The sequence below is a fragment of the Reyranella sp. genome (genome assembly GCF_017305915.1).
GTDB lineage: Bacteria > Pseudomonadota > Alphaproteobacteria > Reyranellales > Reyranellaceae > Reyranella.
In genome coordinates this window covers 128,000-142,340 of sequence record NZ_JAFKJN010000014.1, presented here as the reverse complement: position 1 = coordinate 142,340, position 14,341 = coordinate 128,000, and the positions used below count along the sequence as shown (strand labels likewise).

General features: G+C 65.2%; 8 protein-coding genes. 7 read left to right on the top strand and 1 reads right to left on the bottom strand.

Annotated elements, in window-relative coordinates; all coding sequences use genetic code 11:
* Window positions 1-180: 180 nt before the first annotated feature.
* Together J0J01_RS13090 and J0J01_RS13085 are read left to right on the top strand one after the other, a co-directional pair.
* Window positions 181-6,024 (top strand): RHS repeat-associated core domain-containing protein, encoded by a 5,844-nt coding sequence (locus tag J0J01_RS13090; protein ID WP_296381206.1) that lies wholly within the window; start codon window positions 181-183, stop codon window positions 6,022-6,024.
* 24 nt (window positions 6,025-6,048) lie between these two features.
* Window positions 6,049-6,273 carry a hypothetical protein gene (locus J0J01_RS13085; RefSeq protein WP_296381204.1) on the top strand — a complete coding sequence of 75 codons (225 nt, stop codon included), beginning with the start codon at window positions 6,049-6,051 and terminating at the stop codon, window positions 6,271-6,273.
* A gap of 473 nt (window positions 6,274-6,746) precedes the next feature.
* On the opposite strand, the gene J0J01_RS13080 is transcribed toward J0J01_RS13085, so the two are convergent.
* Window positions 6,747-7,769, bottom strand: coding sequence for a hypothetical protein (locus tag J0J01_RS13080; RefSeq protein WP_296381202.1), 1,023 nt, complete (start codon window positions 7,767-7,769; stop codon window positions 6,747-6,749).
* Window positions 7,770-7,902: 133 nt separating this feature from the next.
* Between J0J01_RS13080 and acnA the strand changes: the two genes are divergently transcribed.
* The 5 genes from acnA to J0J01_RS13055 all read left to right on the top strand — a co-directional run bounded on the left by acnA (window position 7,903) and on the right by J0J01_RS13055 (window position 14,329).
* Window positions 7,903-10,590: an aconitate hydratase AcnA gene (acnA, locus tag J0J01_RS13075; protein WP_296381201.1), complete on the top strand. Its 2,688-nt coding sequence runs from the start codon at window positions 7,903-7,905 to the stop codon at window positions 10,588-10,590.
* 58 nt (window positions 10,591-10,648) lie between these two features.
* Window positions 10,649-11,167: a DinB family protein gene (locus tag J0J01_RS13070; RefSeq protein ID WP_365736903.1), complete on the top strand. Its 519-nt coding sequence runs from the start codon at window positions 10,649-10,651 to the stop codon at window positions 11,165-11,167.
* Window positions 11,168-11,333: 166 nt separating this feature from the next.
* Window positions 11,334-12,455: an alpha/beta fold hydrolase gene (locus J0J01_RS13065; RefSeq protein ID WP_296381197.1), complete on the top strand. Its 1,122-nt coding sequence runs from the start codon at window positions 11,334-11,336 to the stop codon at window positions 12,453-12,455.
* Window positions 12,456-12,461: 6 nt separating this feature from the next.
* Window positions 12,462-13,133: a nitroreductase gene (locus tag J0J01_RS13060; protein WP_296381196.1), complete on the top strand. Its 672-nt coding sequence runs from the start codon at window positions 12,462-12,464 to the stop codon at window positions 13,131-13,133.
* On the top strand, window positions 13,130-14,329 hold the full coding sequence (locus tag J0J01_RS13055) for a glycosyltransferase family 87 protein (RefSeq protein WP_296381195.1): 1,200 nt from the start codon (window positions 13,130-13,132) through the stop codon (window positions 14,327-14,329). The genes J0J01_RS13060 and J0J01_RS13055 overlap by 4 nt, the downstream gene beginning before the upstream one ends.
* Window positions 14,330-14,341: the final 12 nt, after the last annotated feature.

Here is a 14,341-nt window from a genome sequence, read left to right as displayed (position 1 = left end):
CCATGGCTTGGAGCACACCGTCGTCTGCTCAAGCGCCCCCTCCGCCACCTCCCGCGATACCTCCACCGACGACCGCGGCTGATTCGGCCTCCTTCTTTTCGCAAGCGGCCAAGGAAGCTCAGGAGCGCGACAAATTGCGGCCGCAGGCGGTCAAACCTCGAACGCGGGAGGATGCAGCGCGTGATCAATCCCCAGCCAGCCCCGATCGCCGCTAGAGTCATTGTATCGCTGCGGCGTTGGCTGCTGGCGCTCTTGAGTGCTACTGCCGCTTTTGCGGGCCTTTGGGGCGTGCCGTCTGCACGGGCGCAAACCGCACCGCCGGAAATCGTCGAACTCGCACGAGCGCTCAAGGGCGATCCCGACCTGATCTTCGAATACGTCTACAACAACATCCAAACCCTGCCGATGCACGGCAGCCTCAAGGGCGCCCTCGGAGCACTGATCGATGGCCAAGGTACAGCATGGGATCAAGCGGAGCTGATGGTCTTGCTGCTTCGGCAATCGAATATCGACGCCCGCTTCGTCCACGGCACCATTCGGCTTGCAGGAGACGAAGTCGCGAACTGGCTCGGAACGGACACCGGACGCGCAACAATCCATAGGGTGTTGGCTTTTGGCGGCTTCACTCACAAGTTCGCATCTCCGAGCGACCCCATCGACTACGTTGATCTCAACTGGGCGTGGGTGCAGGCGACCATTCCGGGAAGCAGCTGCGGCGGCCAATGCGTATTCGATCCCGCCACCAAGTTCGGCATCGTCAGCGGCCTGGGCTACAATCGCGTGATCGGAATGACGCCCGCAGCGTTGCTGTCGGCCATGGGCTACGACCGGTCCACATTCGTCGGCGACGCCAGCGCTGTCACGACCACCAGCCCATGGGCTTTGACATCGCTTAATCGCTCGGCTGTACGCAACCACCTTGCGGAGTATGCGACCAAACTGGTCCAGTACACTCGGACGAATAGTCCGGCAGGGGCAACAGCCGACGTCATCGGCGGCCTGAAGGGTATAGTCGCGCTGCCGCTCCAGACGCAGTATCGATCAACCAGCACGCCCCGGCAGTGGGATTCTTCGCCCACCGTCACCATCGACATTCCGAGCAGCGTGCGGGTGACGCTAACCCAACAGTTCGGCTGGAACTATTCGAACGGGGCATTCACTTCCCTGTCGTCGCCAATCACTTTCAACACGGCTGATATCTACGGCCATCGCATGACCGTCCAATTTTCGGCGGCGTCTGTACCGAGCCTCCTATTAGACGGTGTCACGCAGATCACAGCCAGCGGCGCAGTCCCATCCGGCTATCAGCTCACGGTCCGGGTGAGCATTTCGTATCCCTGGCTCACAACCGGCGGCTATCCAGGCGTCACCGACAAGGACGACGCACGCATCAGCCCGGCCGTAAACGCCATATTCGCGGTCACATCGAGCTGGGGACCGACCAGCCGTGCGATGGTCGAGCGACATCGGCGATTGATGCAGGAGAACACTGCCGCGCATCCCAGCAACCCCGACGACGAATCGATCGTGGGGGAAGCCTTCTCGATTATCGCCTACACACAGGCGGCCGAATTCTCCCAGCATTCGCGCCTGATCGGACAGCTCAGTGGGACTGTGCCGTATAACTACTACTTCTACGGCACGTTCGGCATGACCCACTTGGGCGGTGTGACAGGTCCCTCTATGAGCATGTGGCTGCGCGCGCAGAATTACGCTCAAGCGGCTGCACGATCGTTTTCCCCCGATGCCGTGAACGCACTGGAGAGCAACGCATTCGTGGCAGAGGGCCTAGCGCACAGCGTGACGGAGTCTGCCACGCTCTCGCAGACACAGATGGGTGTCGCAGGCATTTCCACCGTCAATATGACGGATATCGCCGTCCAGCGAGGCATTCGCATATTCGACATCAACAACAACGCGATCTCTGGCGATAGCGCCGCATACTATGGCAGCACCATTCGGCCGCAGATGGCGTCGAGCTACTACAGCGGTGACCTTTCTTCGATCGACGCGAAAGTCAACAGCGGCAGCACCAGCGAGCGGATCATCGCACCGCAAAGCGGGGCGATTGGCGTCGACCAATATACCGGGGCGGGATGGATTCGCGTCACACAGGCATACGGCTTCGATGCTCTCGGAGGCGGGATTTCAGGCAATCTCCAAGGCGGTTCAGTCGGCCAACCGCTCAGTTCGAGCCAGGTCACGAACCAGGCGGCGCTCTCCAACTCTCCGCCAAGCACGTCCTCGGCAAACTTGGTGATACCTGGCACCGGCCAAGGCAATGCTGGAGGCGCCACCGGCGAAACCCCAAGTAGCGCCGAACCTATCAACCTGGTCACCGGCGACTACTACCTGACGACGACGGACATCGCGACCGGAAGCAGTGGCATGCCTATCGGTCTGGCATTCCAACGCTATTACGATTCCGGGACGCGGCGGACCAGCGGCCCTATGGGCTTCGGCTGGACGCACAACTTCGCTATCACCGCACTGGCCGACAGCGATCCCTACGAGGGACTCGCCTCCAATTCGCCGATCAACGGCGCCGCAGCGATCGCCGGCACGCTGGTCGCGCTCGACATCGCTGGAATGGATGGCCTTACGGTGGGGCGGCCGATCGAGCGCTTCGTCACGGGAGCGATCATCTACCGCTGGATTGCCGACAATCTCATCACCAACATCGTGGCCATCAAGCAGCCTGGCTACATCGAGCATTTCGTGAAGCTCGCCAACGGCACCTTCAATCCACCCCCGGGCTCGGCCGCAACGCTCTCCTTCGATGGAGCGACATATACGTACATAGCCAAGGATCGAACCACGCTCGCTTTCAACTCGGCTGGCAATCTAGCGGCTTGGACCAGCCCCGCCGGCCCGTCGATGGCGCTGGCCTACGACACCAGCACGCCCCCGCGCCTGACATCGATTACCAACAGCGCCGGCCGCTCGTTGACCCTTTCGTACGGCAGCGGATTGCTGACCCAGGTGACCGACGATACCGGTCGAAACATTTCCTTCGACTACGACGCCAGTAGCAATCTCCGATCCTTTGTCGACACGCTCGGGCAAGCCACCACTTACGTTTATGACCAGCCCGGCCGACTGATCAATGTTTTCTACCCGGATGCACCCGGCCGGCCGTTCGTCGTCAATACCTACGATTCGCTCAGCCGCGTGCAAACCCAATCCGGAGTGCTGGGCGCGACTTGGAATTATTTCTTCGCCGGCAGCCGCAGCGAGGAGATCGATCCTTACGGCACTCGCCACGTTCTCTACAGCACGCCCCACGGCAAGACCGCCATAGAGATCCAGGACCTCGGTGGCTCGAGCCAGACCCTCTCGACCAACACCTGGGATGCGCTCGACCGTTTGGCGCTCGCCACCGCGCCCGCAGGCAACACGGTCGGCTACACCTATGACCTCAACAGTAACCCCCTCACGGTCACGCGCACGCCCAAGCCCGGCTCGCCGCTGTCGACGCTGACCACGACCACCACCTACGATCCGCGCTTCAACAAGCCCGCAACCGTCACCGATCCGCGCGGCCTGGTCACCGCCATGACCTACGAGGCGGGGACCGGCAATCTGCTGTCGGTCACCGCCGACAGCACGGGCCTGCAGGCGGTGACGCGCTTCACCTACAACAGCCTTGGCCAAGTGCTGACCACCACCGATCCCAACGGCGTGGTAGCCCGGAACAGCTACGATTCGTCCGGCAATCTCGTCTCGGCCGTGCGTGACGCCACGCCGGGCGGTCTCGGTCTCACGACGAGCTGGACCTGGAATGCCCGCGGCGATCCACTCACCGCCACCGATCCCCGCGGTAACGTCACGACCAACACTTATGACATCGGTCGCCGGCCGACCACGACGACGACGCCCGCCACCGCGGCGGCGCCCACCGGCATCGTCACGGCCTATACCTACGATCCCGCCGGCCGGGTCACGCAGGCCCAGCAATCGAGCCTCGGGACGGTGTTACGAGCCACCAGCGCGACCTACACCCTCTCCGGCAAGACCGCCACCACGACCAACGCCAACGGCAACGTCACCCGCTTCGCCTACGATCTGCTCGACCGCCAGAACTCGATCACCGACCCGATGGGCCGGGTCACCCGCCTCACCTATACGGCGCTGGGCCAACCCTTCCGCGCCTACAACACTGTCATCCAGGCCGGGCCGCTGCTCGAGCAGGCCTGGACCGCCGACGGCCTACGCGCTTCGCTCAAGGATGCCAACGGCAATACGACAACCTTCGCCTATGACGGTTTCGACCGGCTCGCGACCACCACCTATCCCGGCGGCACGACCGAGACCCTGGCCTACGACGCCGACAGCAACGTCACCCGCCGCTGCACCCGCGCCGGCCAGCCGATCGCCTTCACCTACGATACGCTCAACCGGCTCATCGCCAAGACGCTGCCTGGCAGCGCCGCCACCTGCGGCGACACGCCCTCGGGCACGGTCGTCACCTATGCCTGGGACCGCGCCGGACGGCAGACCGGCATCAGCGACAACTCCGCGAGCCTCCCCACAGTCGCCGCCACAAGCGCCGTCTTCACCACGACCACCGCTTGGGATGCCCTGAACCGGCCGACCGGCGTCGGCTTCAGCCCGGTCGCAACGCCCACCCTGCCGAGCAACGGCAGTTCGGTGCTGTTCACCCACGGCTACAACGCCGCCAACCAGCGCACGAGCCTGTCGGTCGATGCCGCTACGCCCGCCGACTGGATCGCCTATCCGCCGGGCACACCGAGTACCACCGCTTACACCGCCAACAGCCTCAACCAGTATACCGCCGTCGGCGCGGCGAGCCCGGCCTACGACTCCAACGGCAACCTCACCGACGACGGCAGCACCTACAAGTTCGAATACGACCCCGAGAACCGCTTGGTCACCGCCAAGACCAGCGGCGACGCCACCATCGCCACCTACGCCTTCGATGCCAGCGGCCGGCGCAAGAGCAAGACCGTCGGCGGCACGACGACCGTGTTTGTCACCGATCCCGACAATCGGGAAGTCCTTGAATATGACGGCGGCAGTGGCGCAATCCAGCGATGGTACCCGTACGCGCTCGGGCCAAATGCGGTGCTCGGGCAAGTTAATGTTGCTGGCAGCACTCGCTCGACACCCGTGCCGGACCTGCTCGGCTCGATCATCGCCTCAATGGATGCTGGCAGCGGGGCGCTAACGCCGTTCGCATACCAGCCCTATGGCTCAGCAACAGCGGTGCCAAGTCAGTTCGCATATACTTCGCAACGCTTCGATCCAGAGGTAAGCGCATATTACTACCGTGCGAGAACTTATCTTCCGTCCCTTGGACGATTTCTTCAGGCTGATCCGAGTGGCTATAGTGGTGGTGCGAATCTATATGGGTATGTTGGAAATGATCCGCTGAACTGGGCCGATCCTTTGGGGCTCGCGCGCGAAGCTTCAGGCGGCTCGGTGGCAGACTTACCGACATTCGGTACAGCGCGGGATCTTCAGCCCTATCCGACATATACTGGGCCTAGTGGGACCCAAGGCTGCCGGCGGGATAGCTGTTTTGCTCCGGCCATTCCTCTTGGAGCAGCAATTTTGGACGCGGTATTGTACTTGCTAAGCGCAATCATCACCGGCATTGGCCTTGGCGAGGCTATCAGTTCTCAAACTCAGACCGATCAGATAGTGGTTCGAGGAGGCGTGTCAGAGCCCCTCACCCTGCAACGTGGCGTAGATGAACTCTCCCCAATTGGACTTCCGGGAAAATACGGACTACCGGCCTCATCGAAGCCGGGGTTGTCTGCTGTCGAAATTGCGCAGGCAGCTGGTGGATATCCGCAGTACCGAAAGATTAGCTCCACCGATCTCCCCAGCATTCAGAGCCTCGGATATACAGTCGTCCCTACGCCCACGCGTAGTAACCCTGTTCATGTTTCGATACTATTACCCGCGGGCCAAACAACGCTATCAGGCGACCAAGCAGGTGCGCTTAGTGCGCTCTTTGCAAGAAACATAGAAACGAATCCTGGATATAGACCACGATAGCATCAGTCTTTGGAGCACGCCCATATGCTGAGGATTCTCATAGACGGAAACCGAAATGAAGGTCCTTGGACTGTCGTCATTCCTCATAAATGGCTCAATCCGAATGAACTGATCGAAGGAAGGCGAGTAGTTGTTTACGAAGGCGATCAGGAATGGATAGCCGTCCTGCGTCGGGGTGAAGTCTGGCCTTGGGTCGCCGATATCGAGGCCGAAATCCGCAAGCCCGCTCCTGAGTCTCCAACTAGCTGATCTAGCTGATCGGACAAGCGCAGCAATCCAGCAAGGACGCCCCACTGAAGTTGCGCCAGGCCCTTCACAATCTACTTTATCCCGCATGCCCTGTGGATTAGCGCGCAGCGCAAGTTTCATTATGGGCAATGGAACGCTTCTCGAGGCCCGTAAATGGCCGAGAAATTCATGTTCCATTGCCCATAATAGGTTCTGCGCACCGACCGTGCTTATGTGGCCGCCGAAGTCATCGATGGAAACTCATGCGGCCGCGTCACCCCTTCATCGTCCTGCTCCCGTTGCAGCGATCTGCACCCCACTCCTATGCGCGACGACGCTCGTCGCCTCGAGGACGTTCGCCCATAAACGGTGGGTCGTCCAAAAACGGCAAAAACGGTGAAAACGGCCGGAAGACGCCGAAGCTCTGGCGACGGAAGCTATTTCATATTGGCGGTGCCCGGCGCGCCGTCCCATCTTCGGTCCCGAAGATGCCGCTACAGCCGCTTCAGCTCGTTCGACGCCGCCCAGTTGTACTCCGACACCGTCGGGCAGCGTGCCTGGGCGAGCTGGAGCTGCTCGCGCGCCCGCTGCCTGTCGCCGCGGCGCACCGCGTCCATGCCGATGAAGTAGGCGGCCATGCACTTGCCGTTGGTCTTCTTGGCGGCGTCGTCGGATTCGGCGGCGACCTCGAGCTCGCCGGCCGGCAGGCGGCCGAGCAGGAACCTGGCGATCGGGCCCGGCCATTGGTAGAGGTTCTCGCTGCCGAGGTCCCTGGCCAGCGCGCCGCGCGCGTCGTGGCGGCCGCGCACCTGGGCGGCGTAGCGCCACAGCGCGCCCCAGATCCGGCCCTCGAGCGTGGTCTGGCCGGCGATCGAGGCCTCGAAGTCGCTGGCCGACTGGTCGAAGTGGCCGGTCGCGAGGTTGGCATGGCCGCGGAAGTAGCTGGCGTTGCGCCGCTCGCCGGCGGTGCCGGCGCTCGCCAGCGCGCTGTCGAGCGTGCCGAGGGCGCGGCCGAAGTCGGCGATCTGCATCTGGACCTGGGCCTGGCCGATCAGCAGCCAGGCGTCGTTGGGCTTCTTCTGCAGGCCGTAGCCCAGCGCCCGCAGCGCCGCGCCGCGGTCGCCGCCGCCGGCCAGCCCCGGCATGATGAACGACAGGATGACCGGCCAGCCCTGCGGGTTGACCCTGGCCATCTCGGCCACGTCCTTCTGGCTTTCCGCCTCGCGGCCCAGCCGGCTGTAGGCGAAGGCGCGGATGCTGAGATAGAAGGAGCGGTCGAGCGGCGAGAGCTGCGACGCCGACAGGATCTTGCTCAGGTTCTCGATGGTGGCGTTGCGCGCCGCCGCCGGGACGCTCGGCCCGGCCGCCCCGGAGGCGCCGGCGCCGGCGCTCTGGCCGCCGCGATACTCCCGCGCCGTCGAATCCCAGTCCGCCCCGCCGCCCTGGAGCTGGGCCCGGGCCGTCCCCCCGGCGACCGGCAGGGCGGCCGCCAGCAGGGCTGCGCATGCAGCGATCAATCCGCGAATTTCACGGTGCATGGCCGCACTCTGGCACAGGGTCGGTCGAGGTGCATCCGCCGATTGCCTGACCCTCGCCCGCCTCTTATTTTGCCCTCGTTTTTCGCCAGCCCGCCGCTCAGGAGTTAGCCCCATGGCCGCCGCCCATCCCAACAGTTTCAAGGCCCGCAAGTCGCTGAAGGTCGGCGCCAGGAGCTACACCTACTGGAGCCTCAAGGCGGTCGAGAAGGAGGTCGGCGATCTCTCGCGCCTGCCGTTCTCGCTGCGCATCCTGCTGGAGAACCTGGTCCGCCACGAGGACGGCACGACGGTCAAGAAGGCCGACATCGCCGCCTTCGCGGGCTGGGTGAAGAACGGCGGCAAGTCGACCAAGGAGATCAACTTCCGCTGCGCGCGCGTGCTGATGCAGGACTTCACCGGCGTGCCGGCCGTGGTCGATCTCGCGGCGATGCGCGACGCCATGGAGAAGCTCGGCGGCGATCCCAAGAAGATCAACCCGCTGGTGCCGGTCGACCTCGTGATCGACCATTCGGTGATCGTCGACAATTTCGGCAACAACAGCGCGTTCAAGGCCAACGTCGCGCTCGAGTACGAGCGCAACCTCGAGCGCTACCAGTTCCTGCGCTGGGGCCAGATGGCGTTCGACAATTTCCGCGTCGTGCCGCCGGGCACCGGCATCTGCCACCAGGTCAACCTCGAGTTCCTGAGCCAGGTCGTCTTCCAGCAGAAGAACGGCCGCGAGACCGTGCTCTATCCCGACACGCTGGTCGGCACCGACAGCCACACCACGATGGTCAACGGCCTCGCCGTGCTGGGCTGGGGCGTCGGCGGCATCGAGGCCGAGGCGTCGATGCTCGGCCAGCCGCAGCCGATGGTGATCCCCGAGGTCGTGGGCTTCAAGCTGACCGGCAAGCTCAAGGAAGGCGCGACCGCGACCGACCTGGTGCTGACCGTCACCCAGATGCTGCGCAAGAAGGGCGTGGTCAACAAGTTCGTCGAGTTCTACGGCGAGGGCCTCGCCGACCTGCCGCTCGCCAACCGCGCGACCATCGCCAACATGGCGCCGGAATATGGCGCGACCTGCGGCTTCTTCCCGGTCGACGAGATCACGCTCGGCTACCTCAGGACCACCAACCGCGGCAACGCCGCCAAGATCGTCGAGGCCTACGCCAAGAAGCAGGGCCTGTGGCGCAGCAAGAAGTCGCCCGAGCCGGTGTTCACCGACACGCTGAGCCTCGACCTCGGCGACGTCGTGCCGAGCCTCGCCGGACCGAAGCGGCCGCAGGACCGCGTGCCGCTCGACCAGGCCGCCAGCCAGTTCGTCGCCAACATGACGAAGGAGTTCGAGCGCAAGGACGACGGCAAGCGCATCAAGGGCGCGGGCGTCGACTACGATCTCGGCCACGGCGACGTGGTGATCGCGGCGATCACCTCCTGCACCAACACCTCCAACCCTTACGTCATGCTGGGCGCCGGCCTGATCGCGCGCAACGCCAACAAGCTCGGGCTGAAGGTGAAGCCCTGGGTCAAGACCTCGCTGGCGCCGGGCTCGCAGGTCGTCACCGAGTACCTCGCGTCGTCGGGCCTGCAGAAGGAGCTCGACAAGATCGGTTACAACCTCGTGGGCTACGGCTGCACCTCGTGCATCGGCAACTCGGGCCCGCTGCCCGATCCGGTGACCAAGGCGATCGGCGACGGCGACCTCGTGGTCTGCTCGGTGCTGTCGGGCAACCGCAACTTCGAGGGCCGCGTCAATCCGCTGACCCGCGCCAACTACCTCGCCTCGCCGATGCTGGTCGTGGTCTATGCGCTGGCCGGCTCGATGAAGATCGACATCACCAAGGATCCGATCGGCACCGGCAAGGGCGGCAAGCCGGTCTACCTCAAGGACCTCTGGCCCTCGAACGCCGAGCTGCAGAAGATGGTCGACAAGCACGTCACCGCCAAGGCGTTCAAGAAGCGCTACAGCGACGTCTTCAACGGCGACAGGTTCTGGCGCTCGATCAAGACCAAGCCGACGCTGACCTATGCCTGGGACGACAAGTCGACCTACGTGCGCAACCCGCCCTACTTCGAAGGCATGGGCAAGGTGCCGGGCGGCCTGTCGAACATCGCGGGCGCGCGGCCGCTCGGCCAGTTCGGCGATTCGATCACCACTGACCACATCTCGCCCGCCGGCTCGATTAAGAAGGACGGCCCCGCCGGCGACTACTTGATGGCGCACGGCGTGCAGCCCAAGGACTTCAACCAGTACGGCACGCGGCGCGGCAACCACGAGGTGATGATGCGCGGCACCTTCGCCAACATCCGCCTCAAGAACGAGATGGTGCCGGGCATCGAGGGCGGCTTCACCCACGACTACCGCTCCGACGAGCCGGTGGCGATCTTCGACCAGGCGATGCGCTACAAGAAGGAGCACACGCCGCAGATCCTGATCGCCGGCAAGGAGTACGGCACTGGCTCATCGCGCGACTGGGCGGCCAAGGGCGTCAACCTGCTCGGCGTCAAGGCCGTGGTGTGCGAGACCTTCGAGCGCATCCATCGCTCGAACCTGGTCGGCATGGGCGTGCTGCCGCTGCAGTTCAAGGACGGCATGACCCGCAAGACCCTGAACCTCACCGGCCACGAGAGCTTCGACGTCGAGGGCATCGAGAGCGGGCTGAGGCCCGGCATGGACATCGCCATGACCATCCATCGCCGCGACGGCACGGCCGAGAAGGTCATGCTGACCTGCCGCATCGATACCGCCGAGGAGATCGAGTACTTCAAGAACGGCGGCGTGCTGCACTACGTGCTGCGCAACCTCGCGCAGGCGGCATAGGGAAGACGGGTAGGGGACGAGGGGCATGGCGACGGGGTTGGTTGGACACTTCGTCGCCATGGCCCACAACAATGCCTGGGCCAACCACCGGCTGCTCAGCGCCTGCGCGGCGCTGACCCCGGAAGAGTTCGCCGCGCCTCGGCAGAGCTTCTTTCCCTCGCTGCGCGCGACCTTCAATCACATCCTCTGGGTCGACCGGTATTACATCGACGCCGTCGCGCGTGCCGATGCGCTCAGGCGCTACGACGAGCCGGCGCCTGACTTCGCCGATGCCCAGTCGATGCGGCTCGCCCAGACCGCGAGCGACAAGCGGCTGATCGCCGTTTGTGAGGCTCAAACCGAGGCAAGCCTCGCCGCCGCCTGCATCCTGCCGCGGCCCAACCGCAAGCCGCCGCCCTCGACCACGGCAAACGTCCTCGAGCATCTGTTCCAGCATCAGATCCATCACCGCGGCCAGGCGCACGCCATGCTGTCGAGCACGCAGATCAAGCCGCCGCAGCTCGACGAGTTCTTCCTCGCCGGCGAAGAGGAGTTGCGGCGCGACGAATTGCGGGCGCTCGGCCTGCCGCTGCGCTGATGACGATGCCGCAGATCGTTCCCAGCCACACCTCCCCATTCATATGGGGAAGTGGCGCGGTAATCCGCAACGGAGGGGTCAGGGGTCGCGATTTGCCGCCCATGACCCCTCCGTCGGCGTATGACGCCGACACCTCCCCATATGATGAATGGGGAGGGGTTCCGACATGAAGTCGCGCGCCTCCTTCGCCGGTGCCGCCGTCGAGGTGAGCGACCTCGGCCGCTCCATCGCCTTCTATCGCCTATGGCTGCCGACGCTGGGTTTCCATCGCGTGTGGGCAAGCCCCGGCCGGGTGATGTGGTCGCGCGGCTACGACCACTTCGTGATGCGCCAGGCGGCCGACGGCATCTCCTACGGCCCGGGCGCGCTGTGGCTCGCCGTGTCGGCCGAGAGCCGCGCCCAGGTCGACGAGGTCCATGCGGTGATGAAGGAGGCCGGCGCCGAGATCCTGCAGCCGCCCAAGGAGCTCGACTACTTCGCGCCGGGCTATTACTCGGTCGCGTTCCGCGATCCCGACGGCGTGCCGATCGAGGTGGCGCATCGCTGGGAGGACCTGCCCGACCTGAACGATGCCGAGTCGGTCGAGGTGCCGGGCCACGGCGTCACGCTGGGCGGCTACTTCTTCAAGCCGCGGGCCGGCAAGCCGCCCTATCCGGCAGTGATCCTGCTGCACGGCTTCGCGCAGAACGCCTCGCATCTCGCGGCGCTGGCGCGGCTGACTGCGGCCAACGGCTACGTCGTGCTGGCGCTGTCGCTGCGCGGCTGGCTGGGCTCGGAGGGCGAGAGCGACCAGGGGCTGCGCCAGCCGCTCGACGTGCTGGCGGCGATCGACTGGCTGGCCAAGCGGCCGCTGGTCGACCGCGAGCGGATCGCGCTGGTCGGCAACTCGATGGGCGGCCAGGTGGCGCTGCTGACCGCCGCGCACCGGCCGCCGATCAGCGCCGTCGCCGCCTTCCAGCCGCCGATCGATCTCGCCGCCTGGCGCGAATCCAACCCCTTCGTGCGCGATTATCTCGACGACCTGTGCGGACCGGAAGGCCTGCCGGTGCGCTCGCCGATCTTCCGCGTGGCCCAGATCGACGTGCCGGTGCTGCTGATCCACGGCGACAAGGACGAGAACGTTTCCGTGCAGCAAACCGAGGCCATGGAGGCATCCTTGAAAAACCATGGCAAGGAAGTCGAAACTTTGATCGTGCCCGGCGCCACCCACTACTTCACCGAGCAGCAGAACGCCGACGCCAGGCGAAAGCTGTTCGAATTCTTGCGCCGCCATCTCTATCGGAGCTAGTCGTCCATGAAGGTGTCGGAAGCGATCAACAGCCGCCGCTCGATGCGGGTCTTCAAGGCAGACCCCGTCGCCAAGGCGGACGTCGAATGGATCATCGGCACCGCCAACCGCGCGGCGTCGAACGGCAACCTGCAGCCGTGGAAGCTCTATGTGACCATGGGGACCGCGCGCGCGCGGCTGTCGGCCGCGATCCTCAAGGCGATGGACGACAACGATCACGGTCCGGGCGCCGAATACAGCGTCTATCCGAAGGAATTCACGCCGGTCTACGACGCCCGCCGCAAGCTGGTCGGCAAGCAGCTCTACACCCTGCTCAACGTGCCGCGCGGCGACGCCGCGGGCATGACGAAGCAGTTCCGCAAGAACTACGACTTCTTCGACGCGCCGGTCGGCATGATCCTGTGCGTCGAGCGGCGCATGGAAAAGGGCCAGTGGATCGACTGCGGCATCTTCCTCGACCAGCTCATGCTGCTGGCCCGTGAGAAAGGCCTGCACACCTGCCCGCAGGCCGCCTTCAGCCGCTACCAGCACGTCGTGCGTCGCGAGCTCAAGATTCCCGACGAGCAGGTCGTGATCTGCGGCCTGGCACTGGGCCATGCCGATCCCGACGCGGTGCCCAACAACCTGATCACCGAGCGCGCGCCGATCGCCGACTTCACCACCTGGTTCACGGAGTGACAGGAGCGCGTCGAGACCTCGTCGTCGCGGCGGTCTTCTGCGCTGCCGTCGGGCTCTACGACGCCTTCTATGTCTGGCGGCTGGTGTCGGGCGGCCCGCTGATCGGACCCGGCATCGACGCCTTCTTCCCGGACTTCCTGGTCTTCCATGCCGCCGGCCGCGCCTGGATCGAGGGCCAGGCCGCGCTGGTCTACAACAGCGATGCCCTGACCGCGTTCCAGAACGCGCTCTACGCCGACCGCCTGCCGGGCGAGGTGCGGTTCCGGCCGTTCTTCTATCCGCCGACCTGGCTCCTGACGCTGCTGCCGTTCGCGGCGCTGGCCGTCGGCAAGGCCTACGCGCTGTTCCTGACCGGCACGGCCGCGCTCGCGACGCTGCTCGAAGGCCGGCACGACTGGCCAGGCTGGCTGGCGATCCTGGTGTCGCCGGCCGCGGTATGGGTGGCGCTGACCGGCCAGAATACCTTTCTCAGCCTGGCGCTGTTCTATGGCGGCTTTCGACTGCTCGACACGGCGCCAGCGGCTGCCGGCATCCTGCTCGGCCTGCTCGCCTACAAGCCGCAGCTTTGGCTGCTGGTGCCGATAGCCCTGATCGCAGCACGGCAATGGCGCGTTCTCGCCTGGACGCTCGGCACGGTGATCGCGATGGCGCTGGCGAGCCTCGTCGTGTTCGGGCCCGAGCTGTGGCGCGCCTTCTTCGATGCCGCCCGCGAGGCGTCCTCGGCACGCATCGTCGACGAGATGCTGACGCGCGTGTCGACCCAGATCGTGAGCCCGTTCGCCGCCGGCTACATCCTCGGCCTGCCGCGCGGCATCGCGAGCGTGCTGCAGATGGCCGGTGCGGTCCTGGCGGCGGCCGCGGTCTGGATCGCCTTCCGGCGCCATCCATCGAGCCCCGCACGCACCGCGCTGCTGGCGACGGCGACGTTCCTGGTGTCGCCCTACACCCTGAACTACGACCTGCTGCTGCTGATGCCGGCGGTGGTCGCCCTGTTCCGGCAGGGCGCCGACGAAGGCTTCTATCCGGCCGAGCGGCTGGTCCATCTGCTGCTGTGGCTGATGCCGCTCGGCGGCATGATCCTCGCCCGCTTCGGGCTGCCGCTGGTGCCGCCGGCGATCCTGCTGTTCGGCGCGGTGGCCTGGATGCGGCTGATTGCGCCTAAAGGCGAATTGCGGCCGGTCGCGGCCGCGCGCTAAAAATCCACGGTA

Coding starts and splice junctions, on each gene's coding strand:
- J0J01_RS13085 (WP_296381204.1), top strand. CDS start 6,049: ATGCTGAGGATTCTCATAGACGGAAACCGAAATGAAGGTCCTTGGACT.
- acnA (WP_296381201.1), top strand. CDS start 7,903: ATGGCCGCCGCCCATCCCAACAGTTTCAAGGCCCGCAAGTCGCTGAAG.
- J0J01_RS13070 (WP_365736903.1), top strand. CDS start 10,649: ATGGCCCACAACAATGCCTGGGCCAACCACCGGCTGCTCAGCGCCTGC.
- J0J01_RS13065 (WP_296381197.1), top strand. CDS start 11,334: ATGAAGTCGCGCGCCTCCTTCGCCGGTGCCGCCGTCGAGGTGAGCGAC.
- J0J01_RS13060 (WP_296381196.1), top strand. CDS start 12,462: ATGAAGGTGTCGGAAGCGATCAACAGCCGCCGCTCGATGCGGGTCTTC.